The organism is Streptomyces sp. NPDC031445 (genome assembly GCF_055581365.1).
On sequence record NZ_JBVIJO010000007.1, the window covers coordinates 145,025 to 170,549 of the forward strand.

The 25,525-nt window shown below is 74.0% G+C and carries 22 protein-coding genes; 12 read left to right on the plus strand and 10 right to left on the minus strand.

The window, feature by feature from the left end:
- Positions 1 to 23 precede the first annotated feature (23 nt).
- Positions 24 to 1,055 carry an ABC transporter ATP-binding protein gene (locus ACZ5DC_RS20045; RefSeq protein ID WP_468654413.1) on the minus strand — a complete coding sequence of 344 codons (1,032 nt, stop codon included), beginning with the start codon at positions 1,053 to 1,055 and terminating at the stop codon, positions 24 to 26.
- Positions 1,056 to 1,159: 104 nt separating this feature from the next.
- Between ACZ5DC_RS20045 and ACZ5DC_RS20050 the strand changes: the two genes are divergently transcribed.
- Positions 1,160 to 1,906: a FadR/GntR family transcriptional regulator gene (locus ACZ5DC_RS20050; RefSeq protein ID WP_468654415.1), complete on the plus strand. Its 747-nt coding sequence runs from the start codon at positions 1,160 to 1,162 to the stop codon at positions 1,904 to 1,906.
- 37 nt (positions 1,907 to 1,943) lie between these two features.
- On the plus strand, positions 1,944 to 2,705 hold the full coding sequence (locus ACZ5DC_RS20055; protein WP_468654417.1) for a PDC sensor domain-containing protein: 762 nt from the start codon (positions 1,944 to 1,946) through the stop codon (positions 2,703 to 2,705).
- Between the two features lie 79 nt (positions 2,706 to 2,784).
- Here the strand turns inward: ACZ5DC_RS20055 and ACZ5DC_RS20060 are convergent, their stop codons facing one another.
- A complete protein-coding gene (locus ACZ5DC_RS20060) occupies positions 2,785 to 3,435 on the minus strand; it encodes an FMN-dependent NADH-azoreductase (protein ID WP_468654419.1) in 651 nt (216 codons plus the stop codon).
- Between the two features lie 130 nt (positions 3,436 to 3,565).
- Here ACZ5DC_RS20060 and ACZ5DC_RS20065 point away from each other — a divergent pair, with 130 nt between their 5' ends.
- Positions 3,566 to 3,958 carry a winged helix-turn-helix transcriptional regulator gene (locus ACZ5DC_RS20065; RefSeq protein WP_468654421.1) on the plus strand — a complete coding sequence of 131 codons (393 nt, stop codon included), beginning with the start codon at positions 3,566 to 3,568 and terminating at the stop codon, positions 3,956 to 3,958.
- Positions 3,959 to 4,082: 124 nt separating this feature from the next.
- Here ACZ5DC_RS20065 and ACZ5DC_RS20070 read toward each other — a convergent pair whose 3' ends face one another.
- Positions 4,083 to 5,561: a glutamate-cysteine ligase family protein gene (locus tag ACZ5DC_RS20070; RefSeq protein ID WP_468654423.1), complete on the minus strand. Its 1,479-nt coding sequence runs from the start codon at positions 5,559 to 5,561 to the stop codon at positions 4,083 to 4,085.
- Positions 5,562 to 5,905: 344 nt separating this feature from the next.
- Positions 5,906 to 6,703 (minus strand): SAM-dependent methyltransferase, encoded by a 798-nt coding sequence (locus ACZ5DC_RS20075; RefSeq protein ID WP_468654425.1) that lies wholly within the window; start codon positions 6,701 to 6,703, stop codon positions 5,906 to 5,908.
- Between the two features lie 598 nt (positions 6,704 to 7,301).
- On the opposite strand from ACZ5DC_RS20075, the gene ACZ5DC_RS20080 reads away from it, so the two are divergent.
- Complete coding sequence (locus ACZ5DC_RS20080; protein ID WP_468654427.1) at positions 7,302 to 8,006, plus strand: SDR family oxidoreductase; 705 nt, start codon at positions 7,302 to 7,304, stop codon at positions 8,004 to 8,006.
- A 126-nt stretch (positions 8,007 to 8,132) separates the two neighbouring features.
- Positions 8,133 to 9,584: a WGR domain-containing protein gene (locus tag ACZ5DC_RS20085; protein WP_468654429.1), complete on the plus strand. Its 1,452-nt coding sequence runs from the start codon at positions 8,133 to 8,135 to the stop codon at positions 9,582 to 9,584.
- A gap of 115 nt (positions 9,585 to 9,699) precedes the next feature.
- On the opposite strand, the gene ACZ5DC_RS20090 is transcribed toward ACZ5DC_RS20085, so the two are convergent.
- Positions 9,700 to 11,280 (minus strand): glycerol-3-phosphate dehydrogenase/oxidase, encoded by a 1,581-nt coding sequence (locus ACZ5DC_RS20090; RefSeq protein WP_468654431.1) that lies wholly within the window; start codon positions 11,278 to 11,280, stop codon positions 9,700 to 9,702.
- On the minus strand, positions 11,277 to 11,888 hold the full coding sequence (locus tag ACZ5DC_RS20095) for a TetR/AcrR family transcriptional regulator (RefSeq protein ID WP_468654433.1): 612 nt from the start codon (positions 11,886 to 11,888) through the stop codon (positions 11,277 to 11,279). The genes ACZ5DC_RS20090 and ACZ5DC_RS20095 overlap by 4 nt, the downstream gene beginning before the upstream one ends.
- Before the next feature lie 128 nt (positions 11,889 to 12,016).
- On the opposite strand from ACZ5DC_RS20095, the gene ACZ5DC_RS20100 reads away from it, so the two are divergent.
- The 4 genes from ACZ5DC_RS20100 (at position 12,017) to ACZ5DC_RS20115 (ending at position 17,681) form a co-directional block, all read left to right on the plus strand.
- Positions 12,017 to 13,609: an FAD-binding oxidoreductase gene (locus ACZ5DC_RS20100; RefSeq protein ID WP_468654435.1), complete on the plus strand. Its 1,593-nt coding sequence runs from the start codon at positions 12,017 to 12,019 to the stop codon at positions 13,607 to 13,609.
- Between the two features lie 39 nt (positions 13,610 to 13,648).
- Entirely contained in the window at positions 13,649 to 14,530 is an 882-nt protein-coding gene (locus tag ACZ5DC_RS20105) for a diacylglycerol kinase family protein (protein WP_468654437.1), read from the plus strand.
- Positions 14,531 to 14,608: 78 nt separating this feature from the next.
- Positions 14,609 to 14,977 (plus strand): NUDIX hydrolase, encoded by a 369-nt coding sequence (locus ACZ5DC_RS20110; protein ID WP_468654439.1) that lies wholly within the window; start codon positions 14,609 to 14,611, stop codon positions 14,975 to 14,977.
- 190 nt (positions 14,978 to 15,167) lie between these two features.
- A complete protein-coding gene (locus ACZ5DC_RS20115) occupies positions 15,168 to 17,681 on the plus strand; it encodes an ATP-dependent Clp protease ATP-binding subunit (protein WP_468654441.1) in 2,514 nt (837 codons plus the stop codon).
- 25 nt (positions 17,682 to 17,706) lie between these two features.
- Here ACZ5DC_RS20115 and ACZ5DC_RS20120 read toward each other — a convergent pair whose 3' ends face one another.
- On the minus strand, positions 17,707 to 18,111 hold the full coding sequence (locus tag ACZ5DC_RS20120; protein WP_468654873.1) for an STAS domain-containing protein: 405 nt from the start codon (positions 18,109 to 18,111) through the stop codon (positions 17,707 to 17,709).
- Positions 18,112 to 19,299: 1,188 nt separating this feature from the next.
- Between ACZ5DC_RS20120 and ACZ5DC_RS20125 the strand changes: the two genes are divergently transcribed.
- On the plus strand, positions 19,300 to 21,012 hold the full coding sequence (locus ACZ5DC_RS20125; protein ID WP_468654443.1) for an LCP family protein: 1,713 nt from the start codon (positions 19,300 to 19,302) through the stop codon (positions 21,010 to 21,012).
- Between the two features lie 32 nt (positions 21,013 to 21,044).
- Here ACZ5DC_RS20125 and ACZ5DC_RS20130 read toward each other — a convergent pair whose 3' ends face one another.
- Both ACZ5DC_RS20130 and ACZ5DC_RS20135 read right to left on the minus strand, forming a co-directional pair.
- Positions 21,045 to 21,890, minus strand: coding sequence for a DUF1206 domain-containing protein (locus ACZ5DC_RS20130; protein ID WP_468654445.1), 846 nt, complete (start codon positions 21,888 to 21,890; stop codon positions 21,045 to 21,047).
- Between the two features lie 286 nt (positions 21,891 to 22,176).
- Positions 22,177 to 23,310 carry an MFS transporter gene (locus ACZ5DC_RS20135; RefSeq protein ID WP_468654875.1) on the minus strand — a complete coding sequence of 378 codons (1,134 nt, stop codon included), beginning with the start codon at positions 23,308 to 23,310 and terminating at the stop codon, positions 22,177 to 22,179.
- Positions 23,311 to 23,601: 291 nt separating this feature from the next.
- Between ACZ5DC_RS20135 and ACZ5DC_RS20140 the strand changes: the two genes are divergently transcribed.
- Positions 23,602 to 24,264: a ScbR family autoregulator-binding transcription factor gene (locus tag ACZ5DC_RS20140; RefSeq protein ID WP_468654447.1), complete on the plus strand. Its 663-nt coding sequence runs from the start codon at positions 23,602 to 23,604 to the stop codon at positions 24,262 to 24,264.
- Between the two features lie 139 nt (positions 24,265 to 24,403).
- On the opposite strand, the gene ACZ5DC_RS20145 is transcribed toward ACZ5DC_RS20140, so the two are convergent.
- A complete protein-coding gene (locus ACZ5DC_RS20145; protein WP_468654449.1) occupies positions 24,404 to 24,856 on the minus strand; it encodes an SgcJ/EcaC family oxidoreductase in 453 nt (150 codons plus the stop codon).
- A gap of 90 nt (positions 24,857 to 24,946) precedes the next feature.
- Here ACZ5DC_RS20145 and ACZ5DC_RS20150 point away from each other — a divergent pair, with 90 nt between their 5' ends.
- A complete protein-coding gene (locus tag ACZ5DC_RS20150; protein WP_468654451.1) occupies positions 24,947 to 25,435 on the plus strand; it encodes a MarR family winged helix-turn-helix transcriptional regulator in 489 nt (162 codons plus the stop codon).
- Positions 25,436 to 25,525: the final 90 nt, after the last annotated feature.

The window sequence follows — 25,525 nt, forward strand, 5'->3', positions numbered from 1 at the left end:
TCTCCAGGGGGAGGGGGACGGTGTCAGGAGGGGAGCCGGACGGCGTGCCGGCGGTGCCACTGGAGGCGGACCCGGGTGCCGCGGTAGGCGGCGACGTCCGCGGAGGAGGTCTCCAGGTTCTGCTGGAGCGCGGTGAGCCGGCCGCCGCCGTCCAGGTCGACCAGGAAGCGGGTGGCGTCGCCGAGGTAGACGACCTCGGCGACGGTGCCGGTGGCCGAGGTGTGCCCGGGCTCGTCGGACTCGGCGGCCTCCTTCAGGACGCGGATCTTCTCCGGGCGGATGTTGTACGTGCCGGCGGAGCCGGTGATCCGGTGGGCCGCCTCGCCTTCGAGCAGGTTGGAGGTGCCGACGAAGGAGGCGACGAAGGGGGTCGCGGGGCGTTCGTAGATCTCCGCGGGGGTGCCGACCTGGGCGACGCGGCCCTGGTCGAAGACGGCGATCCGGTCGCTCATCGTCAGGGCCTCCTCCTGGTCGTGGGTGACGAAGACGAAGGTGATGCCCACCTCGCGCTGGATGGCCTTGAGCTCGACCTGCATCTGCTCGCGCAGCTTCAGGTCGAGCGCGCCGAGCGGCTCGTCCAGCAGCAGGACGCGGGGGCGGCCGACGAGGGCGCGGGCGAGCGCGACGCGCTGGCGCTGACCGCCGGAGAGCTGGGCGGGCCGGCGCTGGCCGTAGCCTTCGAGACGGACCTCGGCCAGCGCCTTGCGGGCGCGGACCAGGCGTTCCGCCTTGGGTATCCGGCGGATGCGCAGCCCGTAGGCGACGTTCTGCTCCACCGTCATGTGCGGGAACAGCGCGTAGTCCTGGAAGACGGTGTGCACGTCCCGCTCGAACGGGGCGAGGCCGGTGACCTCCTGCCCGGCGAGTTCGATCCGCCCCTGGTCGGGGGTCTCGAACCCGGCGACGAGCCGCAGCACCGTCGTCTTGCCGGAGCCGGACGGGCCGAGCATCGAGAAGAACTCGCCGTCCCGTATCTCCAGGTCGACCCCGTCGACGGCGGTGGTCCCGCCGAACGACTTCCGCAGACCCTGGAGCCGGATCGCCATTCCCTCCATGCGGGAACCTTTCTGGCGCGCTGAACGTTGACCGTAAACATATGAAGTCATAGGTCATAGCTCAAGGTCCCCTTAAGGTAAAGCTTGAGTCAACGCACGAGGTGATGGCCGTGAGGCAGCACGAGACCGACGCAAGCGCCCGCAAGGCGGTCTTCAGCCCGGTGGACAGCCGGGCCCGCGTGGACGCCGTCGTCCGCCGTCTCGGCGACGCCATAGAGCTGGGCCTCCTCGCCGACGGCGAACAGCTCCCCGGCGAGAGCGAACTGGCCGGTCAGCTCGGCGTCTCCACGGTCACCCTGCGCGAGGCGCTCATGGCGCTGCGGCAGCAGGGCCTGGTCACCACCCGCCGGGGCCGCGGCGGGGGCAGCTTCGTCTCCCTGCCCGAGGTCCCCGCCGACGACCGGCTCAGGGCACGGCTGCGCGGCTGGAGCACCGAGGAACTGCGCGACCTCGGCGACCACTGGGCCGCCCTGTCCGGCGCCGCCGCCCGGCTCGCCGCCCAGCGCACCGAACCCGCGGACCTCCGGCCCCTGCGCCGTACGGCCGAGGAGCTGGGACACGCCGGGGACGCGGCGGCGCGCAGCCGGCTGTACGGCCGCTTCCACGTCGAGCTCGCCGCCGCCGCGCAGTCCGCCCGGCTCACCCGCGAACAGGTCGCCCTGCAGAGCGAGGTCGGCGCCCTGCTCTGCCTCGTCCTCGCCGACGACGCATGTCGTGAAGAAGTTGCGGACCGGCACCGCGCCGTCGTCCGCGCCGTGCAAGATGGGGCCCACGAAACGGCCGGCACGCTGGCCGAGCGGTGCGTCAGGGAGTCGACGGCGCGGCTCGTCGCCGTACGCCTCACCCTCTGACCGCGCCGCGTCCGGTTCTTCGTCCACTGGAGGACACATGGGCGTCAGCGCCGGGCTCGCCACCGCCGCGACGGACCAGGAGGCGTGGGTCGCCGCGCGGGTGCGCGGCGCGCTGGAGGCCGTCTTCGCGTCGGTCGCCGCCACCCGTGCCGACACCGCGGCCCTGCTGGAGCGGGTGGCCGCCGAGGGGCGCCGGCCCGCCAGCCGCGACCTCGCCGCGCTGCGCCCCGGTCTCCATCTGCGCCTGACCCGCGGGGAACTGGTCTCCGGCGCCGGCTTCGTCGCCGCCCCCGGTCTGCTGGCCGACGTACCGGCCTGGCTGGAGTGGTGGCAGGCGGGCGCCGACGGAGCCGTACGCCCGCTCCTGCTCGATCTCGACCCCGGGCGGTCGGCCTACTCCGACTACACGCACTGGGACTGGTTCACGCTGCCCCGGGACACCGGGCGCCGGGCCGTCGCCGGACCGTACGTGGACTACCTCTGCTCCGAGGAGTACAGCCTCACCCTGTCGGAACCGGTGTGGAGCGAGGGGCGGTTCGCCGGGGTCGCCGCGGCCGACGTGTACCTGCGGCACTTCGAGGCGGCCGTGCTCCCGCTGCTGCGCGGCCTGTCCCGGCCGGCCCGCCTGGTGAACGCGCGCGGCCGGGTCGCCGCCTCCGCCGACCCCGCCCACCTGGCCGGCTCCCTCACCAAGGGCCCGGACTTCGGCGAACTCCTCACCGCCGGGCGGCCCGCCGGGTACGACGGTCTGCGGCTGGTGCCGTGCCCGGGCGTGCCGCTGGTGCTGGTCCTCGCCTGAGCACTCGCCGGCCGGCCCCGCGCACGCGCGCGACCCCGGGCCGCCCGTGCCCGGGGTCCGTCGTGCGGTACGGGGAGCGTCAGGCCGCGAGGCGCTCCGCGAGCTGCTTGGCCTTGCTGGCCGCGGCCGCGAGGGCCTGGTCCCGGGAGGCTTCGTACAGCGGGATCAGCTCGGCCATCGCCGGGTTCTGCGGGGCCATGGTCAGCTCCGGGACGATGAAGTCCAGGTCCATGCCCAGGGCGTCGGCGAGGACGGCCGTGAGGTAGTTCTGGACGTACTCGTACCCCTCGCGCGGGGTGCCCGGCGCGTAGGAGCCGCCGCGGCTGGCGACGACGGTCACCGGGGTGCCCTTGGCGGACGGGGCCTCGCCCGCGGTGCGGCCGAACAGGATCACGTTGTCCAGCCAGGCCTTCAGGGTCGACGGGATCGTGTAGTTGTACATCGGGGCGCCGATCAGCACCGCGTCGGCCTGCTCCAGCTCCTCGATCAGCCTGACGCGCTCCGCGAAGACGGCGGCCTGCTCGGGCGAGTGCGCGGACGGGGGGACGAAGCCGGCGAGGTGCGCCTGCGCCGAGAGGTGCGGCACGGGTTCCGCGGCCAGGTCGCGGTAGACGACCGTGCCGTCAGGGTGCTGCTCCTCCCAGTGCTTGCGGAAGGCCTCCGTCACGGCGCGGGAAGCCGACGCCTCGGTCGAGAACACGGACGAGTCGATGTGCAGCAGGGTGGGCATGGGGTTTTCTCCTGAAATGGGGCAGGACGGCCGCGCACCGATGCGTCGGCTCACGTTTCGTTCAGAACTATGTTTAACACACTCACTTACTTTTCTTTAGCCCCCTACGGCGGGGTAGTAAGCTGGGGGCATGGCGGCGGAGCAGAACCACGACAGCGCGGCGTGCAAACGGGTGGACGACGGCATCACGCGTGTCTTCCAGTTGCTCGGCAAACGCTGGAGCGGCCCGATCGTGGCCGTCCTCGTCGAACAGCCCGCGTACTTCGCCGACCTGCGGCGGGCCATCCCCGGCATCAGCGAGCGCATGCTCTCCGACCGGCTCGCCGAGCTCGGCGCGGCCGGCCTCGTCCTGCGCGAGGTGGACGAGGGCCCGCCGCTGCGCGTGTCCTACCGGCTGACCGAGTCCGGCGCGGCCCTGGAGCCCGCCCTGCGCAAACTGGCGGACTGGGCCAAGACCTATCTGCCGGAGGCGTCGGGATGCACCGAGACGAACCTGGAACGTCCGGCCGGGGCGCGGGGCTAGGGTCTTTCGTTCGGATCAGGCCGGACCAGGGAGCGGGCGCCTGGGGGCCGCGCCGGGCACCCGGCGGGGGCCGGACGCGTGTGTCCCCGCGTGACCGCCCGGTGAGCGGGCGGCCGGACCCGCGTCAGTCGACCGGCCAGGTGTGCACCGGCGCGTTGAGGTGCATGTAGTCGATGTACACCTGGGTCATCCGGCGCAGCACCTCGTGCCGGCCGGCGTGCGTCCGGCCGGCGAGGTGACGGAACATCTCCTTCTGCCACACCGCTCCGTTGCGTGCCGTGACACAGCGCTGCTCGATGACGCCGAGCAACGGCTCCCGCCACGCCGCGTCCATGCCCGACTGCTCCAGCCCGCGGTGCGCGAGCGGCAGCAGCCGCCGCAGCACCAGCTCCGGCACCGGCACCTCACCCATCCCGGGCCAGTACAGCCGCGCGTCGATGCCGTGCCGGGCGGCCGTGTGCAGGTTGTCCCGGGCGGCCGAGAAGGACATGCGCGACCACACCGGACGGTCCTCCTCCACCAGGGCCCGGGTGAGGCCGTAGTAGAAGGCGCCGTTGGCGAGGGTGTCGGCCACGGTCGGGCCGGCGGGCAGCACCCGGTTCTCCACCCGGATGTGCGGCAGGTCGTTCGCGACGGCGTAGACCGGCCGGTTCCAGCGGTAGATCGTGCCGTTGTGCAGGGTCAGTTCGGGCAGCTCGGGGACGTCCCCGCGGTCCAGCGTCTCCGCCGGGTCCTGCTCGTCGCACAGCGGCAGGAGGGCCGGGAAGTAGCGCAGGTTCTCCTCGAACAGGTCGAAGACACTGTTGATCCACCGCTCCCCGAACCACACCCGGGGCCGTACCCCCTGCACCTTGATCTCCTCCGGACGGGTGTCGGTGGCCTGCTCGAACAGCGGGATACGCGTCTCGTGCCACAGCTCCTTGCGGAACAGGAACGGGGAGTTGGCCGCGAGCGCCACCTGCACCCCGGAGATCGCCTGCGCGGCGTTCCAGTAACCGGCGAAGTCCTCGGGGGACACCTGGAGATGGAACTGCGTGCTCGTGCACGCGGCCTCCGGGGTGATCGTGTCCGCGTAGGTGCGCAGCCGGTCGGCTCCGTCGATCTCGATGCGCAGGTCCTCGCCGCGTGCCGCGAAGACCTGGTCGTTGAGCAGGCGGTAGCGGGGGTTCTCCGACAGGGTGTCCTCGCCGATGTCCTCCTGCCGCAGCGTGGGCAGGATGCCGACCATGAGCAGGCGGGTGCCGACCGAGCGGGCCCGCTGGTCGGCGTGGTTCAGCGCGGCCCGGATCTCCGACTCCCAGGCGTCCGGTCCGCCCGCCGTCAGCCGCCGGGGCGGCACGTTGATCTCCAGGTTGAACCGGCCCAGCTCGGTGGACCAGGCCGGGTCGGAGATGGCCTCCAGCACATCGCTGTTCCGCATCGCCGGCTCGGCGTCGTCGTCGACCAGGTTCAGCTCGATCTCCAGGCCGACCTGCGGCCGCTCCGACTCGAACCGTGCGTCACGGAGCATCTGCGCGAAGGCGTCCAGGCACTCCTGCATCTTGATCCGGTACCGGCGGCGGTCCTCGCGGGTGAAGACGAGCGCCGGGACGTCACGCCCCATCGACCCTCCAGCGTCCCTCGTCGGACCTCTCCGTCCAGCGTGGCACCAGCGGCGGACGGCCACCATGCGGACGAGGGGCCGGGAGCGGGAGACCCGGTCCGGCCCCGGCAGGGAGTGCGGTGGATCCGGCCCGGGGCGTGCGTACGGCGGGCGGGGTGTCCGGCTCGGCCTCCGTCGCGGCCGGACGCGCGAGCGGGTCGGGGAGCCGGGGCGCGGGTCACGGCCGGCCCAGCCGAAGCGGCGGGCGCCCTCGTGCCCCGGGCGAGGGCGCCGGAACGCCCCGCCCGGCCGGCAGCGGCCCCCCGCCGTGGTGAGGCCGGAGCCGGCCGCTGCCGTGCCGTCGGTCAGGCGGTCTTGCGGGCCACGCCGCCGTAGAAGCCGATCTCCGCCGAGTGGGGCGGCGGCGGGGTGTCCGGACGCCAGAAGGGCACCTGGGCCAGGCCCGGTTCGACGAGGTCGAAGCCCTCGAAGAACCGCTCCACCTCGGCGCGGGTGCGCAGGTTCAGGGAGGCGGTCGCGTTGGAGTACACGGCCTGCGCGGCGCTGCGGTCGGCGAAGTCGCCGGTGGCGTGCGAGAGCACCAGGAAACTGCCCGCGGGCAACGCGTCGCGCAGGGTGGCGACGATCTCGGCGGGCCGGTCCTCGTCGGTGAGGAAGTGCAGGATGGCGACGAGGAGCAGGGCGACCGGCTGGTCGAAGTCGATGAGCTGGCGGACGTCGGGGTGGTCCAGGACGGACCGCGGTTCCCGCAGGTCGCCCAGGACGATGCGGGTCGTGCCGGACCGGCTGAGCAGGGCGTTGCCGTGCGCGGCCACGATCGGGTCGTTGTCGACGTAGGCCACGCGGACATCCGGGGCCACCGACTGCGCGACCTCGTGCACGTTGGGCGAGGTGGGCAGCCCGGTGCCGATGTCGAGGATCTGGCGGACCCCGCTGCCGACGACGTACCGGACGGCGCGCTGCAGGAAGGCCCGGTTGGCCCGGACACCGATCCGTGCCTCGGGTGCCGCCGTGGCGAGTCGGTCGCCGGCCTCCTGGTCCACCTCGTAGTTGTCCTTGCCGCCCAGCAGGTAGTCGTAGATCCGCGCGGGGTGCGGTTTGCTGGTGTCGATGTCCACGGCCTCGAAGCCGTCCTGTGTCACGCTGAGCTCCTCTCGGCGACCGTCACGGCCTCGGTCCGCGCACGGCCGGGCACAGCTTCCCACACCACCGCTCAACTTCCGTCACCGCGTCGGGAGTTCCCGCAGGCTGCCGACGTCTTAGGGCGAGAGGGCCGCCGGTCCCGCACCCGCGCCGCGCGCGCCGGTGCCGGGCCGCGCGGACGGCGCCTCACCCGGCCGGACCTTCCCGGCTGGCCCGCACGGGCCCGGCCCCGCAGGGTCGGAACAGGACCGGGATCCCGGCACGTCCGCCGAGGGCGGACCCCACGGACCGGCACGTCGCTGCCGCGCGGCGGTGGCGGGCCGGTCCGGCGGGCGCGGGGAACGGTGAATCCATGCGCTCGGGCCGTTCCCCGCCCCGCCGGACACCACCTCCTCGCACCGCCCGCCCGAGCCGCCCGGTCACGCCGACCGGTCGATCCCGGCCGATTCCGGCCGCTCCGAACCGGAAGCGGCATCAGCACCAGCCCGTCCGGGGCACGCCCGCCCGCACACGTGCGCGCCCCGGCGGGCTTGCTTCGGGAAACCGATCGGTTTACCGTGAGGTGAAACAGATCGGTTTCCACTTTCGGAGAGAGACATGACGTCGATCAAGAACTCTGTCGCGCTGGTCACCGGCGGCAGCCGCGGACTGGGCAAGGCGCTGGTGGAGGAGCTGTACGCCCGGGGCGCCGCCAAGGTGTACGCCACGGCCCGTGACCCGCGCAGCGTCACGCACCCCGACGCCGTGCCCCTCGCACTGGAGGTCACCGATCCCGCGTCCGTCGCGGCGGCGGCGGCGCAGGCCGAGGACGTCACCGTCCTGGTCAACAACGCCGGCATCTCGGTCGGCGCGCACTCCTTCCTGGACGCCGCGCTGGAAGACGTGCGCCGGGAGTTCGAGACCAACTTCTACGGACCGCTGCTGGTCACCCGCGCCTTCGTGCCGGCCATCGAGCGCAACGGCGGCGGACACCTCCTCAACGTCCACTCCGTCCTGTCCTGGATCGGCGTCGCCGGCTCGTACAGCGCCACCAAGGCGGCCCTGTGGTCGCAGACCAACACGCTCCGCCTGGAGCTGAGGGACCGGGGCATCGGGGTCACCGGCCTGCACGTCGGCTACGTCGACACCGACATGGCCGCACACGTGGACGGCCCCAAGTCCGCTCCCCGTGACGTCGCCGCGCTCGCCCTCGACGGCGTGGAGGCCGGGGCGTACGAGGTGCTGGCGGACGACATCAGCCGGCAGGTCAAGGGGGGCCTGTCCGGGGACCTGGCCGCGCTGTACCCCCAGCTGTCGGCCTAGCCCTCCGGCGTCCCGGGCCCCGGCCGGTCCCGGGGCCCGGGATGATTGTCAGTGGGTGCCCCTACGGTGAGGAGCAGTCGAGGACCTGCTGGAACGGTCGCGGGTCCGCCTGGGGAGGGGTGTGCCATGTCCACGGCGTCCGCGGTGTCGACGACGTACCTGGAGCTGTCGCAGGAGGGCGACGGCGCCCACAAGTTCTACGAGGTCACCGTCGACGGACAGGTGGTGACGGTGCGGTACGGCAGGATCGGCGCGGCCGGACAGACGCAGACGACGACGTTCCCGACCGCGGAGAAGGCCCGGGCCGCCGCCGCGCGGAAGGTGGGGGAGAAGGTCCGCAAGGGGTACGCCCCGGCGGTCCAGGGACAGCGCGCGCCCCGCGCGGTGACGCGCCGCCAGGTCAGCTCCGCGCCGTCCACCGCCCGTGCCGTGGCCCCGGTGCTGTGGCGGTTCCGCACCGGCTCGGCCGCGTTCGGCATCCATGTCGACGACGACCGCTGCTGGGTGGGCAACCAGGCGGGTGACGTCTACACGCTGGACCACCAGGGCGCCGTCCTGGCCCGGTTCAGCCTGCCCGACGGGGTCAAGTGCCTGGTCGCGGACGACTTCTGGATCTACGCGGGCTGCGACGACGGCAAGGTCTACGACCTGTCCTCCAAGCTCCCCTTCGCCGCCTACGACATCGCCGCCGACGTCGACATCTTCTGGCTGGACATCCACGAGGGCGTCCTGGACGTCTCCGACCGGGACGGCCGGCTCACCGTGATCGACCACGAGGACGAACACCAGTGGTCCCGGCGCAGCCAGGGCGAGCACGCCTGGATGGTCCGCGCCGACGACCGGGCCGTCTACCACGGCCACCACCGGGGCGTCACCGCCTACGCCCCGGACGGCGGCGGACAGCTGTGGCACACGCCCACGAAGGGCGGCGTGCTCTTCGGCTGGCAGGAACAGGACGCGGTGTACGCGGGCACCGCGCACCGCGTGGTGCAGCGGCTGTCGAAGGACACCGGCGCCGTCGAGGCGACGTACGCGTGCGACAGCGCGGTGTACTCGTGCGCCACCTCGCCCGGTGGCCGGTTCGTGTTCGCCGGGGACGCGGCGTCGTCCGTCTACTGCTTCGACCGGGACGGCACACGCCTGTGGAAGCTCGGCACGGGCAGCGGCTCGGCGCTGTCGATGCAGTACCGCGACGAACGGCTGTACCTGGTCACCACCGACGGTTCGCTGGTGTGCGTCGACGCGAGCGAGGCGGCCGTCTCGGCGGCCCAGCGGGGCACGGTGCCGGTGGTGCGGGACGTCAAGCTCGCCGCCGCCACGCCGACGTACGCCCCGGCCACGGCGGTCGCCGAGGTGGCCACGGTCGCCCAGGCACCCGCGGGCGCGGTGGTGGTCGAGTGCGTCCAGGAAAGCGGCCGACTGCGCGTCCACGTGGTCTCCGGCGGCTACGACTCCTCCTGGAAGGTCCAGTTCCCGCGCGCGATACGCGAACCCGGCGCACGGTACGTGGTGGACGCGCTGCACCCGGCGGCGGGCGGCTTCTACCGCGTCCGCGGCGACATCCGCCGCTTGCTGTGACGCCGGGTCACGGAGCCGCGCCGAGCGGGGGACGGGGCACCGGGTGCTCGTCGGCCGTGCGGGATCAGCGCGGGCGCCGGCCGCTGGGCCGGCGCCTCGGACACCGGCTCCTTCGTCAGGGGTGCGCCGGCGCGGCGCTGTCCAGGACGTCCCGGGCCGTGGACAGCGCCTGGACGCGGTCCTCCGGGACCACGCCGATGCGGGTGCGGCGGTCCAGGAGGTCGGACTCGTCCAGCGCGCCCTCGTGCCGCACCGCCCACAGCAGTTCGGCGCGGGTGACGGGATGGCCGGGGAGCACCGGTTCGGCCAGGGCGGGGTCCTGGACGGCGAGGGCGTGGAGCGCCACGGCCTCGGTGCCGTAGCGGCGGACCAGGCGGCGCGGTGCGGGCAGCGTGCGCAGGCGTTCGGGAGCGGCGGCGCCGATCAGGGGCAGCGCGGCCGTGGGGGAGGGGGCGGCGCGCAGGCCGCGGGCGCCGGCCGCAGCGTCCACGGCGTCCTGCGCCATCCGCCGGTAGGTGGTGAGCTTGCCGCCGACGACCGTGGTGACGCCGTCGGGCGAGGTGAGCACCGCGTGCCGCCGCGAGACGTCGGACGTACGGGGCGCCCCCTCGCGGCCGTCGTGGGCGGAGGTGTCCAGCAGTGGGCGCAGTCCGGCGAAGGCGCCGACGACCTCGTCCCGGGACACGGGGGTGTCGAGGGCCGAACCGAGCACGTCCAGGAGGAAGCCGATGTCGGTCTCGGGGACCTCCGGCACGTCCGGGACGGCGCCGTCGACCGGTTCGTCGGTGAGGCCGACGTAGACCCGGCCGTCCCCCTGGGGCAGGACCAGCACGAAGCGGTTGGTCTCCCCGGGGACCGGGATGTGCAGTCCGGCCGGCAGGGCGCCGAGCCGTTCGGAGCGCAGGACGAGGTGGGTGCCGCGGGAGGGCCGTATCCGGATGCCGTCGGTGAGGGCGCCCGCCCACACCCCGGTGGCGTTGATCACGGCGCGGGCCCTGATCTCGCCCTCCTCCCCGGTGAGTTCGTCGCGGATCCGGGCGCCCGCCCCGGTCAGCTCCAGCGCGCGCACCCGGGTCAGCACCCGGGCGCCGTGCGCGGCGGCCGTGCGGGCCAGGGCGGTCACCAGCCGGGCGTCGTCGGTCACCTTGCCGTCCCAGGACAGCAGCCCGCCGCGCAGCCCGGCCGCGCGGACCGAGGGGGCGAGGTGCCGGGCCTCCGTCGCCGAGAGCCGGCGGGGCACGGGCAGCACCCGGCGCGGGGTCCGGGCGGCCAGCCGCAGCACGTCCCCGGCCCTGAGGCCGGCCCACGCCAGCGAGGCCTGGGCCCGGGACACCAGCGGGGTCAGCGGCAGCACGAACGGCTGGGCCGCCACCAGGTGCGGGGCCGTACGGGTCATCAGCACCCCGCGCTCGACCGCGCTCTCGTGGGCCACGTCGAACTGCGCGGAGGCCAGATAGCGCAGCCCGCCGTGGATGAGCTTGGAACTCCAGCGGGAGGTGCCGAAGGCCAGGTCGTGGGCGTCCACCGCGACGACGTCCAATCCGCGGGCCGCCGCGTCCAGCGCGGCACCGGCGCCCGTGGCGCCCAGCCCGACGACCAGGACGTCGGCAGTCCGGCCGTCCGCGGCCTCGGCCAGTTCCCGGCCGCGCCGGTGTGCGCTCAGGGACGAGCCGGGCGCGGCCTCGGTGTGGCTCATGGCGTCAGGTTCCTCTCCAGGAGGGTGCGCAGCTCGGCGAGGAGCGCGGCGGAGTCCAGCTCCGGATCGTCCTCCTCGGTCATGGTGCGCAGGGACAGGGCGAAGGACTGCACGGTCAACAGCAGGACGCGCGCCTGCCGTTCGGTGTGGCCGGGCCGTACGGACCCGTCCGCGTGGCCCTCGCGCAGCGCGTCGGCCAGCAGCGCCAGCAGCGCCTCCTGGCTCGCGCCGCGCCGGTCGAGCACGTAGGGCAGGAGCAGTTCCGGATCGACGTCGACGATCTTGCGGAAGAGGGGGTGCGCGCGGAACGCCCCGACCCCGGCCACCAGTCCGTCCACGATCCGGGCGCGCGTGGCCGTGCCGGGCGCGGGCTCCGGTATGGCCCGGGTGGCCACGCCGATCCACTCCCGGGTCATCAGATCGCCCACCAGGCTCCGCAGGTCCGGCCAGCGCCGGTAGAGCGTCATCCGGGAGACGCCGGCGCGGCGGGCGACGTCGGCGAGCGTGGTGCGCCGTACGCCGACGGCCAGCACACAGTCGCGTACCGCGTCGAGCACGTGATCGTTGTCCGAGCCGCTGCCCGAACCGTTGTGACGAATGGGCGTCATGTGTCACAGTGTAACGCCCTGGGGGCCGGGTGGAGGCGGCCGGTCCCCCCGGACGGCCGCCCGGCCGCGCGGACGAGCACCCCGACCGGACCCCGGCCGGCACACCCACCTGTGAGGACGACCGTTCAATGGACATGCTGTGGAACGGCTGGGGCGACCCGGCCAAGGCGGCTCCGCTGCCCGGCTCGGTGACCGGGCTGCTGCGCGACCTGCTCGGCGTCAAGCCGCGCAGCACGCCCGCGCTCGCCCTGGAGGACATCCGCCTGCCCGCCCCCACCGCGAGTCCCGGCGCCCTCACGGCGCTCGCCGCGGCCGTCGGCGGCGAGGAGCACGTCCGCACGGACACGGAGACCCGCGTCCGGCACACCCGCGGCAAGTCCACGCCGGACCTGCTGCGCATCCGCGCGGGCGACCTCGCCGACGTCCCGCAGGCCGTCGTCCTGCCCGCCGGCCACGACCAGGTGCTCGCGGTGCTGCGCGCCTGCGCCGCGCACGGCCTGGCCGTCGTGCCCTTCGGCGGCGGCACCTCGGTGGTCGGCGGACTCGCCCCGCAGCGCAGCGCGTTCGTCGCCCTGGACCTGCGCCGTATGAACGGCCTGCTCGACCTGGACCCCGTCTCCCGCACCGCCGTCCTCCAGCCCGGCCTGCGCGCCCCCGACGCCGAGGCCCTGCTCGCCGGGCACGGCTTCACCCTCGGCCACTTCCCGCAGTCCTTCGAATGGGCCACCATCGGCGGCTTCGCGGCGGCCCGCTCCAGCGGACAGGCGTCCGCCGGGTACGGCCGCTTCGACGAGATGGTCCTCGGCCTCACCCTCGCCACCCCCGAGGGGACCATCGAGACCGGCCGTGCCCCCCGCTCCGCCGCCGGACCGGACCTGCGCCAGCTGATCCTCGGTTCCGAGGGCGCCTTCGGCGTCATCACCTCCGTCACCGTACGGATCCGCCCCCTGCCCGAGACGCGGCTGTACGAGGGCTGGCGGTTCGGCTCCTTCGAGGAGGGCGCCACCGCACTGCGCCGGCTCGCCCAGGACGGCCCCCGGCCGACCGTGCTGCGCCTGTCCGACGAGACCGAGACACTCGTCGGCCTGGCCCAGCCGGACGCCATCGGCGCCGACCCGGCCCAGGGCGGCGCGGGGTGCCTGGCGATCACCGGATACGAGGGGACGGCCGAGGACACCGCACACCGCCGCGAACGGGCGGCGGCCGTCCTGGCGGACTGCGGGGGCACCCCGGCCGGCCCCGGACCCGGCGAACGCTGGGCGCACGGCCGCTACTCCGCGCCCTATCTGCGCGACGCCCTGCTCGACACCGGCGCGTTCGCCGAGACGCTGGAGACCGCGGCCTTCTGGTCCCGCGTCCCCGGCCTCTACTCCGCCGTCCGCACGGCGCTCACCGACACCCTCACCCGGGCCGGCACCCCGCCCCTGGTGATGTGTCACATCTCGCACGTGTACGAGAACGGCGCCTCGCTGTACTTCACCGTCGTCAGCGCCCAGGGCGAGGACCCGGTGGCCCACTGGACGCCCGCCAAGCACGCGGCCAGCGAAGCCGTGCTCGCCGCCGGGGGCACCATCTCCCACCACCACGGGGTCGGCACCGACCACCGCGACTGGTACGTCCGCGAGGCCGGCCCGCTCGGCGTCTCGGCCCTGCGCGCCGTCAAGCGCCGCCTGGACCCCGAGGGACTCCTCAACCCCGGCGTGCTGCTGCCCACCGACTGACCCCGCCCGATCCGACCGCCTGCCCCGAAAGGCCCACCGATGCGCCAGTTCACCGCCGTCGTCAACCCCACCGCGGGCGGCTCCGCCGGGGCGGCGACCCTGCTCCGGCTGGCCAGGCTGCTCCGCGAGGGCGGGGCCGGACTGGAGACGGAGTACAGCCACAGCCTCGCCCACGCCCAGGACATCGCCCGCGCGGCCGGTGCGCGCGGCCGCGTCGTCCTGGCCGTGGGCGGCGACGGCATGGCGGGCGGCATCGGCGGCGCGCTCAGCGGTACCGGAACCGTCCTGGGCCTCGTACCGGCCGGACGCGGCAACGACTTCGCCCGCGCGCTCGGCCTGCCCGCCGACCCGGCCGCGCTCGCCGGCATCCTGCTGCACGCCGAGCCCCGGCCCGTCGACACGATCGAGGTCGAGTCGGCCGCGCACCCGCGCACGGTGGTCCTGGGCAGCGTCTACGCCGGCGTCGACGCGCTGGCCAACCGGCACGCCAACAACGCCCGGCTGCTGCGCGGCGCCGCCTCCTACTACGCGGGCGGCCTGCGCGCCGTCACCACCTGGCGCGCGGCCGACTACCGCGTCACCGTCGACGGGGCGGAGCACACCCACCGCGGCTACACCGTCGTCGCGGCCAACTCCCCTTATTACGGCTCCGGCCGGCTCATCGCGCCCGGCGCGCGCGTCGACGACGGCCTGCTGGACCTCGTGCTCATCCGCGAGGCCCCGCGCCGGCTGTTCTTCGCCCTGATGAACGAGCTGAAGACCGGCGCCCACGTCCGCCGCCCCGAAGTGAGCGTCCTGCGCGGCCGTGAACTGCGCGTCGAGGCGGGCCGGTCCGTCCCCTACGGCGCCGACGGCGAGGTGGAGGCCACCCTGCCGGTCACGCTGCGGGTGCGCCCCGGGGACCTGCCGGTGCTGTACTGACGCCCACGGCACCGATGCCCAGGGCGCATCACCCGCGCGTGCCTGGGTAGGCAAGGAGTGCCTGGGGAGGGGAGCCGTATGTCGCTGGAGCAGGCCGAGGGTGTGGTGCGGGCGGTCGTCGTGTACGACGGGCGGCTGCTGCTGGTGCCGGAGACGGACGGCTGGGCGCTGCCCTCGGGCACCCCGGAACCGGCCGAGAGCGCCCAGGCCACGGCGGCCCGGGTCGTCTACGAGCTGACCGGCTACCTGGTCGACGGCACCGAGCCGCTGGAGCCGCGGGACACGGCGGGGGAGACGGCCGTGGTCTGCCAGCTGCTGAGCGAGTCACCGTCGGACGGGGGCCGCTTCGCACCGGAGCAGGTGCGCTGGGCGCCGATGGAGGAGACCGCCGGCACGCCGCTGCCGGCGAGCGTGCGCACGTACCTGCGGGGGCACACCCCGGTGTGAAGACCCGCAGGTGGGCAGGGGAGCCGGGGCCGTGGCACGGAGTGCGCCGCCGGCCCCGCGCGCGTACGGCGGGCCGGATTCCACGCCGGTTCCTTCCGGTTGCGGGGCCGTCCCCACGGGGGTTCAGTGAGTAGGGGCCGTCCGGGGGCCTCGATCCCGCTGCTGCTTCCCTGCCGTACCAGGAGCTGTCATGTCGATGTCGTTCGGTGCGCCGTTCGGTTCCCCGGATGCGTTCAATGAGCTGTTGAATCGATTCTTCGGGATGTCGCCGACCACGTCGCCCCCCGCCGTGCAGCGCGTGCCCATCGGACGGCTGCTGACGGAATCGTCCCGGCACCTGCTGAACCTGGCCGCGCAGCGGGCCGCCGACGACGGCACCCCCGACCTGGACACCGAACACCTCCTCTGGGCGGCCGCCCAGGTCGACCCCTCACGCCGACTCCTCGCCCAGGTGGGCGTGGACCCCGACACGGTCGCCGCCGAGCTGGCCAAGGTCCTCCCGCGCGAGTCCGCCGAACCCTCCGCACAGCCGGGCCTCACCCCGGCGGCCAAACGCACCCTCGGCGCCGCCTACGCCCGGTCCCAGGCGGCCGGCGTCTCCTACATCGGCCCCGAGCACATCCTCGGCGCCCTGCTCGGCGACAGCGACACGGGCGCGGCCCGGATGCTGCGGGCCGAGGGCCTGGACACCGAGCGCGTCGCGGGCCTGACCGAACAGCCGGCGGCGCGCGCCGAAGGGGCCCCCGCCGAACGCAGGACGCCGGCCACGACCCTGGACGAGTACGGCCGCGACCTCACGGAGGAGGCCAGGGCCGGCAAGCTCGACCCGGTGGTCGGCCGGGCCGAGGAGATCGAGCAGACCGTCGAGATCCTCTCCCGGCGCTCCAAGAACAACCCGGTGCTCATCGGCGAACCCGGAGTCGGCAAGACCGCCATCGTGGAGGGCCTCGCCCAGCGCATCGTGGCGGGCGAGGTCCCCGACGTCCTGAAGGGCAAGCGCGTCGTCTCCCTGGACCTGTCGGGCATGGTGGCGGGCGCGCAGTACCGAGGACAGTTCGAGGAACGGCTCAAGAAGGTCATCGAGGACGTCCAGGCGGCGAGCGGCGACATCATCCTCTTCATCGACGAACTGCACACGGTCGTCGGCGCCGGGGCCACCGGCGAGGGCTCCATGGACGCGGGCAACATGCTCAAACCCGCGCTCGCGCGCGGTGAACTGCACGTCGTGGGCGCGACGACCATCGACGAGTACCGCAAGTACGTCGAGAAGGACGCCGCCCTGGAACGCCGGTTCCAGCCCGTCATGGTGCCCGAGCCCACGGTCGAGGAGACGGTGCAGATCCTCGAAGGGCTCCGCGACGCCTACGAGGCGCACCATCAGGTCCGCTTCGACGACGAGGCCCTGGTGGCCGCCGCCGAACTGTCCGACCGGTACATCAGCGACCGCTTCCTGCCGGACAAGGCCATCGACGTGATGGACCAGGCCGGGGCCAGGGTGCGGCTGCGCGGCGCCGGACGCTCCACGGAGATCGTCAGCCGCGAGGACCGTATCGCCAGGCTGCGCCGTGAACTCGAACAGGCCGTCTCCGCCGAGGACTTCGAGAAGGCCTCGGAGCTGAAGCGGGAGATCGCCGAGGCGGAGGGGGAGCTCGCCGGCATCGAGGAGCGCCGCGAGGGCGTCGTCTCCGTCACGGCGTCCGACATCGCCGACGTCGTCTCCCGCCGCACCGGCATCCCGGTCTCCCAGCTCACCGCCAGCGAGAAGGAGAAGCTGCTCCGGCTCGAAGAGGAGATGCACGCGCGGATCGTCGGCCAGGACGAGGCGGTCACCGCCGTCTCGCAGGCCGTGCGCCGCAACCGCGCCGGCATGGGCGACCCCCGCCGCCCCGTCGGCTCCTTCCTCTTCCTCGGCCCGACCGGTGTCGGCAAGACCGAACTCGCCAAGACGCTCGCCGCCCTGCTGTTCGGCGAGGAGGACCGGATGATCCGGTTCGACATGAGCGAGTTCCAGGAGAAGCACACCGTCGCCCGGCTGGTCGGCGCCCCTCCCGGATACGTCGGCTACGAGGAAGCGGGCCAGCTCACCGAGAAGGTCCGCCGCCAGCCCTACAGCGTGGTGCTCTTCGACGAGGTGGAGAAGGCACACCCCGACGTCTTCAACACGCTGTTGCAGATCCTGGACGACGGACGGCTGACCGACGCGCAGGGCCGCACGGTCGACTTCCGGCACTGCGTGGTCATCATGACGTCCAACATCGGAGCGCGCCGCATCCTGGACCACAAGGGCGACGTCTCCGGACTCAAGGACGAGTTGATGGAGGATCTGCGCACGCGGTTCCTGCCGGAGTTCCTCAACCGGATCGACGACATCATCGTCTTCCACGCGCTGACCGAGGACGACCTCGGGCAGATCGTGGACCACCTGCTGGACCAGAGCAGGCGCAAGGTGCACGCGCAGGGCCTGGAGCTGGAGGTCACGGAACCGGCCAAGAAGCTCCTCATCGCCCACGGCCACCAGCCGGAGTTCGGCGCGCGTCCGCTGCGCCGAACGATCCAGGCGGAACTCGACAACCGCATCGCCGGCCTGCTGCTCGGCGGCGAGGCCGATCCCGGCGACACGATCGTCGCCGAGGTCCGCGGCGACTCGCTGCACTGCACGGTACGCAAGGGCGACTCCGGCGAACCGCCGTCCCGGGAAGGCTGAGAGGAGGAGTCCTCTGCGCCGCCCCTCAGCCTCCCAGCGCGTCGCGCACGCTGGGGTAGCAGGCGAGGAGGGGGGTGAGGCCGACGATCTCCAGGGTGCGCAGGACGGGCCGCCGCAGGCCCGCCAGACGCAGCCAGCCACCCGGGGCGTGGGCCTGATGGGCGGCTATGAGGACGTTGATGCCGCTGGAGTCCATGAACGGCACACCGCTGAGGTCCGCGACGGTGCGCGCGCCGTCGGGGTCCGCGGGGGCGAGGGCCCGGCGCAGGGCGCCGGAGGTCTGGTGGTCGACCTCACCGGTCACCGTGACGACGGTGACACCATCCACGTCGGTCCGCGTGACCGACAGCGGCTCCGGCCCCGCCTGCTCGTTCGTGTCTTCCGTGTCTGCCACGCGTCCCTCGTCCACGCTCACCCGATCCTTGCCCAGAGCTTCCCTTCTCGTCAGGCTGCCCAGGATCGCCCGGAGGATGCGGGCCGGCTCCGGCGCACACCAGGTGACCGCCGGGGCGCGCGGGGACCGCGGCGACTGCGCGCCGTGCTGCCGGGAGGGCGGGGGGCCGGTGGCGGACCTAGGCTGAGACGGCCAGGAGTTTCCGTCGAGATGCCTGCGGTGTCCGCCGAGGTGCTTGTGGCGTCCGCCGTGGTTCCGCGGCGCGCGTCGAGCGGTGCTCGCGGCGTCCGCCGGGGTGCTAGTGGTGCTCGCCGGGGCGTCTGTGGTGTCCGCCGGGGTGCTGGTGGTGTCCGTCGACGTGTTCGTGGCGCTTGCCGGTGTGCCTGTGGCGTCCGTCGAGGTGCTTGTGGCGTCCGCCGTGGTTCCGCGGCGCGCGTCGAGCGGTGCTCGCGGCGTCCGCCGGGGTGCTAGTGGTGCTCGCCGGGGTGCTCGTGGCGCTCGCCGGTGTGCCTGTGGTGCCCGCCGGGGAGCTGGTGGTGTCCGTCGACGTGTTCGTGGCGCTTGCCGGTGTGCCTGTGGCGTCCGTCGAGGTGCTGGTGGTGTCCGCCGGGGTGCTCGTGGCGCGCGTCGAGCGGTGCTCGCGGCGTCCGCCGAAGCACCTGCGGCGCTCGCCGAAGCACCTGGCGCCCGCCCAAGCACCTGCGGCGCCCGCCCAAGCACCTGTGGCGCTCGCCGAGGCACCTGTGGCGCTCGCCGAGCGGGGCTCGCGGCGTGCGCCGCGTCCGCCGCCGTGTTCGGCCCGCTCGCCGCCCCGGCCCGGCTGCGTCCGATGCGGGCCCGGTCGCACGGTGGGTGCGATGTCTCGCGCGTCACGCCGGCCGTGTGCGTGGCGCCCTGCCCGCCGTCCGCCGGCGCCTGGCGCAGCCGAAGCCCGACGGGCCGGTCCGCTCCAGCCGCGACGGCCGGCGGCGGCTCCGCCGCATCGTGGGCGGGCCGACCGCGCGCTGGTGCGCCGCGCACGTCCCGGCGCACGATTCACGCCGGACGCTTACCAACGGCACGTACACTCCGCCTGCCGTGCCGCTCCGGACGCGGACGGCCTCGCGATGAGATGCCTCGCCTGTGCATCGGCTGTGGATCCGCGCTGTTCCGGCAACGTGTTTGCTAGATTGCGCAATCACGCAACCGAAGTGCCGCAGGCCCGACCGTTCAGGGAAGTGGAAGATGAGCGACCCGTGGGACGGGCCGGCCGGCCAGGGCACGCGCAGGCGTGGCACGCGGGTGCCCCCGCAGCGCGGGGCGGAGCCGGACGGCGCGCGCCCGCCGGGCGGCCGGGCCGCGGCCCGCGCGGCCTCGCGGGCGCGCGGCGGCAAGGGGTCCCGCCGGGCCCGGCCGGTGCGGCGCGGCAGGCGGGTGCTGAAGATCCTCGGGATCGGCCTGTCCGTGCTGATCGTGGTCACCGCCGGCGCGGGCTGGTGGTTCTACGAGCACCTGAACGGCAACATCCACAGCGTCTCCCTGGACGGCAAGGGCGGCACGGAGAAGGCCGACGCCTTCGGCCGCACCCCCATCAACATCCTGGTCATGGGCTCCGACGGCCGGACCAGCGCGACGGACTGCAAACTCGGCGGCGGCTGCTCGAAGACCGGCGTGCAGACCGGCAGCAACGCCGACGTGGAAATGGTGCTGCACATATCCGCCGACCGCTCGAACGCCACCGTGATGAGCATCCCCCGCGACACCATGACCAAGGTCCCGGCCTGCCGGGACCGTGCGTCGGGGCAGTCCACGAACGGCTACTACGGCCAGATCAACAGCGCGCTGCAGTACGGGCCCGCCTGCCAGGTGGCCACCGTCCACCAGCTCACCGGCATACCCATCGACCACTTCGTCAAGCTCGACTTCTCCGGCGTCGTGAAGATGTCCGACGCGGTCGGCGGCGTCTCCGTGTGCGTCAGCGGCGACGTCTACGACACCTACTCGCACCTGAAGCTGTCCAAGGGCACCCACACCCTCAAGGGCGTCGCGGCCCTGGAGTTCGTCCGCTCCCGGCACGGCTTCGGCGACGGCAGCGACCTCGGCCGCACGGTCTCGCAGCACATCTTCCTCAGCGCGATGATCCGCAAGTTCAAGAGCGCGGGCACGCTCACCGACCCCACCGCGGTCTACCACCTCGCCGACGCCGCCACCAAGGCGCTGACCGTGGACGACGGCCTCGGCACGGTCAAGAAACTGATCTCGCTCGCCGACGACGTGAACAAGGTGCCCACCAAGCGGATCACCTTCACCACCATGCAGACGGCCCCCGATCCGGGCGACAGCGACCGGGTGGTGGTGGGCCCGGGCGCGAAGAGCCTGTTCGCCACCATCGCCAACGACCAGGCCCTGACCACCGGCTCCGGCAAGAAGTCCGCGGCGGCCTCGGCCACCGCCAAGGCGAAGGCCACCGCCTCCGCCGTGCCCGCGGCCGGGATCGCGGTGACGGTCGAGAACGGCACCGGCATCACCGGCCGCGCCTCCGTCCTCGCGACCGCCCTCACCGGCCAGGGCTTCAGCTCCGCCACGACGACGGCCAACGCCCCCAGCGCAGCCGGCAGCACCACCCTCACCTACGGCACCGGCGAGAAGGCCGCGGCCCAGACGGTGGCCAAGGCGCTCGGCCTGCCCGCGTCCCACCTGGTGCAGGGCACCGGCAGCGGCCTGACCCTGGTGATCGGCGGCGACTGGCCGAGCGGCACCAGCTACCCGGGCGGCTCGTCCTCGCCCCCGCCCGCCGACACCAAGGCCGCCGTCGGAGGCGCCCACGCCTCCACCGCCGACCAGGCCAAGACCTGTGCCAAGGTGAGCCCCTACCGGACGGTCACGTACGGCGGCGTCTCCATGACGCCGTCCCAGGCCTACGCCGCGGCGCGGAACAAGCCCGACTCCGACGCCTGAGCGGTCGCGGGACCGGCCGCGCGAGCGCCGGGTCAGAGCTTGCGCCAGCGCGCGTTGCACCAGGAGAAGAGGCCGAACGCGGCCAGGCCGAGCGCGACCAGGGCGAGCAGCCAGGGCCCGGCCGGCAGGTCGCGGAACGCGCGCAGGGTGTCGTCCATGCCCTTGGCCTTCCCCGGCTCGTGCTGGACGGCCGCGACGAGCGCGAACACACCGGCCGCGGCGAAGACCACGCCACGGGCCGTGCCGCCCGTCACCCCGAGGCCCTCCACCACCGGCCGGACCCGGGCCGGCATGGCTTCGGTCCGCAGCTTGTCGCGGAACTTGCGCCGCACGGCCCGCACCGAGATCCACCCGCCGGCGATCACCACGGCGGTCCCCGCCAGCCCGAGGAGCCACTGGCCGCCGGGCCACTCCAGCACCCGTGCGGTGACGTCGTCGGTGTGCCGGTCGGAGGAACCGCTGCCGCTGCCCCGCTCCCCGGCCGCGTAGGAGAGCACCGAGTAGGACACGAAGCAGTAGAAGACGCAGCGGAACAGGGCCGCCGCCCGCCGGGACAGTTTGGACCCGTCGGGGCCGTAGCCGCCGAACGCCGCCTCGGACAACCGCCACAGCGCCATCCCGGCGAGGGCGACGCCCACGATCCACAGCATCACCGACCCGAACGGCTTTCCGGCCAGCTCGCCGAGGGCACCGCCGCGGTCGGCCTGGTGCCCGCCGCCGTCACCGCCGAAGGCGATCTGCACCGCGATGACGCCCACGAGCACATAGATCAGCCCACGCGCGGCGAAGCCCGCGCGGGCCGCCGCCTCCACGGCCGAGCTGTCCGCCACCCGCCGCGCCCCGGACCGACCCCGCAGTGTCCATGTGTGTGCATCCATACAGCGCCGGATGCCCCCGCGCACGGGTCCGACACCTGCCTCACCGCGGGCCTGTCCGGCTGGGAGCCGGACGGGCCCGTTGAGCAGCGGGGCGGGCGGTTCCCGCACCTTCCCGTGGAGAACGGCGCTCGAAGCGGCGGAGCGGCCCGCGGCCCCGCCGGCCGCCTGAACGCCCGGCCAGGGTGAGACCGGAGCGCCACCGGTCCCACCGGGGCACCGGGCCGGGGATGCAGACAGACGCAGACGGACGCAGACTGACGCGACAGACGCGGACAGCGGACCCCGGTCAGTGCGCCTGCGCGTCCGCTCCCACGCCCCGCGGTCCCCGTCCGCCGACCAGCAGCACCGCGCAGGCGCCGGCCGTCAGCAGTCCACCGGCGAGGAAGGTCCCCCGCGCACCGGCGAGCGGCAGGAGCAGACCTCCGAGCGCGGCGCCCGCCGCGATACCGGCGTTGTACGCGCCGGAGTTCGCCGCGAGGGCGAGGTCCGTGCGGCCCGGCGCCCAGTGCAGCATCGCGTTCTGGGCGGTCATGAACACCGGTCCGAGCGCACCGCCCATCAGCACCAGGCACAGCACCGCCGCGACCTGACGGCCGCCCGCCGCGGACAGGCCGAGCATGCCGAGCGCCTGGGTGGCCACGGCCGTGGGCAGCGCGGCGTGCGGGAAACGGTCCAGCAGCGCCGCGGTGACGCTCACCCCGGCCAGACAGGCGGTGCCGAAGACCGCGAGCAGCACGCCGGCCGTGCCGGGGGCGAACCCGCTCACGTCGTCCAGGAACGCCACCAGGTAGGTGTAGCCCGCGAACGCCCCGGTGGCGGAGAGGAATCCCGCCGCCAGCACGGTGGTGAACCGGCGGACGTCGGGGCTGTCGCCGTAGGCGGCGGGCTCGTCCTCCGGGCGCGAGGCCGGCAGCAGGACGGCGATGGTCACGAGGCACACCAGTCCCGGAACCGCCAGGCAGGCGACCGGTGCCGGCCAGCCGCGGTGCCGGCCCAGCCAGGTCCCCGCGGGGACACCGAGGACCAGGGCGAGCGAACCGGCGACGGACAGCGCCCCGACCACACGCCCGCGCACCTCCGGCGCGAACAGGCCCACCGCGACCGGTCCCGTCACCGCCCAGAACAGCGCCTGCGCGAGGGCGGTCAGCAGCCGGGCTCCGAGGAGCGGCCAGTACGAGCCGGCCAGGGCCCCGACCAGGCTGGACACGACCAGCGCGGCCAGCACTCCCGTGAGCACATGACGCCGGGGCACCGCCCGCAGGGCGTGGGCGAGCGGCAGGGAGGCGACGGCCACCGTCATGCCGTAGCCGGTGACCAGCAGACCTACCGCCGGCAGGGACACCCCGAGGCTGCCGGACATGAGGTCCAGGAGGCCGATGGGCAGGTTCTCCGCGGTGTTGAAGGTGAACGCGGCCAGCATGAGGGCCGCGAGCACCGCCGGGCCGCGCCGTGCGGCCGGTCGTGCGCGGACCGCACGGTCTCGTCCCGGCCCCGTCCACCGCGCCGGCTCGATGACACCGCCCATGCCCTCAGCTCACCGGCCGCACCGGTCCCGCCGCAACCGAATTCCGGCTCGCCGGCACGGCCGGGGCGTCCTGTGTCAGGCGCATGTGCCAACTCCCCGGCAACCGCCTTCGCCCGCCCTTCCGTCCAGATGGCGTGCGGTAGGGTACGAGCTGTTTGGTTTAATTTTCAGCTTGGGGGAGGGTCCATGGCTCAGCAGGAGCGAGCTGTCCGGACCCGACGTGCTGTTCTGGAAGCGGCCGCCGCCGTCTTCGCGGAACGCGGATACGCGGCCGCCACCATCGCCGAGATCCTGAACCGGGCCGGTGTCACCAAGGGTGCCCTGTACTTCCACTTCGACTCCAAGGCGGCCCTCGCCCGGGGCGTGCTCCAGGAGCAGCTGCGGACCGAGTACCACCTGCCCCGCGAACTGAAGTTGCAGGAGTGGGTGGACGCGGGCATGACCCTCGCCAAGCGGCTGCCGCAGGAGCCCGTACTGCTCGCCGGTGTCCGGCTTTCGGCCGACCTCCAGGGCCACGACGTCCTCGGCAGCGCCTGGCCCGCCTGGGCCCGGATGACCTCGTGCGCCCTGGCGGAGGCGAAGGAACGCGGCGAGGTGCTGCCGCACGTGGACCCGGAGGAGACCGCGCAGGTCTTCCTCGGCGCCTGGATCGGCGTGCAGTTCGTGTCCCAGGCCGTGGCCGGCTGGGCGGACCTGGACGACCGTATGTCGGCGCTGTACGGGCACCTCCTCCCCGCCATCGCGGCCCCGGCCGTCCTCGTCCGGCTGGACACCGCTCCGGACCGGGGCGCCCGTGTGATCGCCGAGGTGCAGCGGAACTCGGCGGCCCTCGCCGGCGCCTCCGCCTGACGCCGGCCACCGCGCCCGGCCCCGTCGGCGGCTGCCCCGGAGGGGTCGCGGGAGGCGCAGGCACCGGCATGTACCAAACCGCCGGGACGGTTTGGCGCGGACCTCGTCCGAGCCCCGTGTTCGAGGACCCGGCGTCCGGTCACGCCCGTCCGCCCGCCGGGACCAGACCGGGGGCGAACCGGAACGAGACCGCCTCCATCAGCGGCTTGCGCTTGGTGTTGTGGAAGGCGGCGATCCGCCACCCGCCGTCCGCCTCCCGCACCAGCGTGTACGTCTGCACCTTGCCGAGCCGGCGGGGCCGCCTGCCCTTGTAGGTGTCGCCGCGCCCGCTGACGACGGCCGTGTCCGGACCGGGGAAGCGGATGCCGACGACCTCGTCCGCGAGCCGGGTGTCCTTGAGGAAGGTCGTGAACAGCACGCGGTGGCTCTCGGTGATGTCCCGGCGGCCCTGGTAGAGGGTGCCGACATAGGTGGCGTAGGTGGCGTCCTCGGTGAACAGGCGGCCGTAGGCGTCGGCGTCGTGGCCGTTCCAGGCGTCGACCAGTGCGTCCAGGACGGCGGTGACGGCTGCGGTGTCGTGCGGTGCGGGCATGACGGAGGTCTCCCCTCGTGGGTAGACTGGACCGGTATCTTACTGAGAACAGTATCTGCACGCGTGCAGAGATTTGGGAAGGGGGTCACCGTGCCGAATGCCGGGAGCGGTGGGGACGACGAACACGTGCTCTTCCGTCAGTACCTGGACGCCGTGGGCCTCCAGGGCCTGGCCAGCGCCGAGGCCGCGGGTCTGCATTCCTCCGAGTGGTACGCGCTCAGCCTGCTCGGCCGGGAGGGCAGCCTGACCTCGGGCGAACTCGCCACCCGCACCGGGCTGACCACCGGGGCCACCACCCGGCTGATCGACCGCCTGGAGCGCGCCGGATACGCGCGCCGGACGCCCGACCCCACCGACCGCCGGCGCGTGCACGTCGAAGCCGTCCCGGACGCGCTCGACCGCGTGGAGCAGGTCGTGGGCCCGGCCCGCCGCCGCCTCGCCGAGGTCCTGGCCCACTACACACCCGGGCAACGCGCCCTGATCTTCGACTACTTCGCCCGCGCGGCCCCCGCGTTCCGCGCCGCGACCGAGGAGATCCGGGCGGCGGCCCCGCCCAGGCGGGCCAGGAAGTCCGGCTGACCCCGGCGCGCCGGACGGCCGGGGCACGCCGCGCTCACGCCGGGCGCTCCCGGGCGTGCCATCATCACCGTCGTCCGTACGACCGCTCCC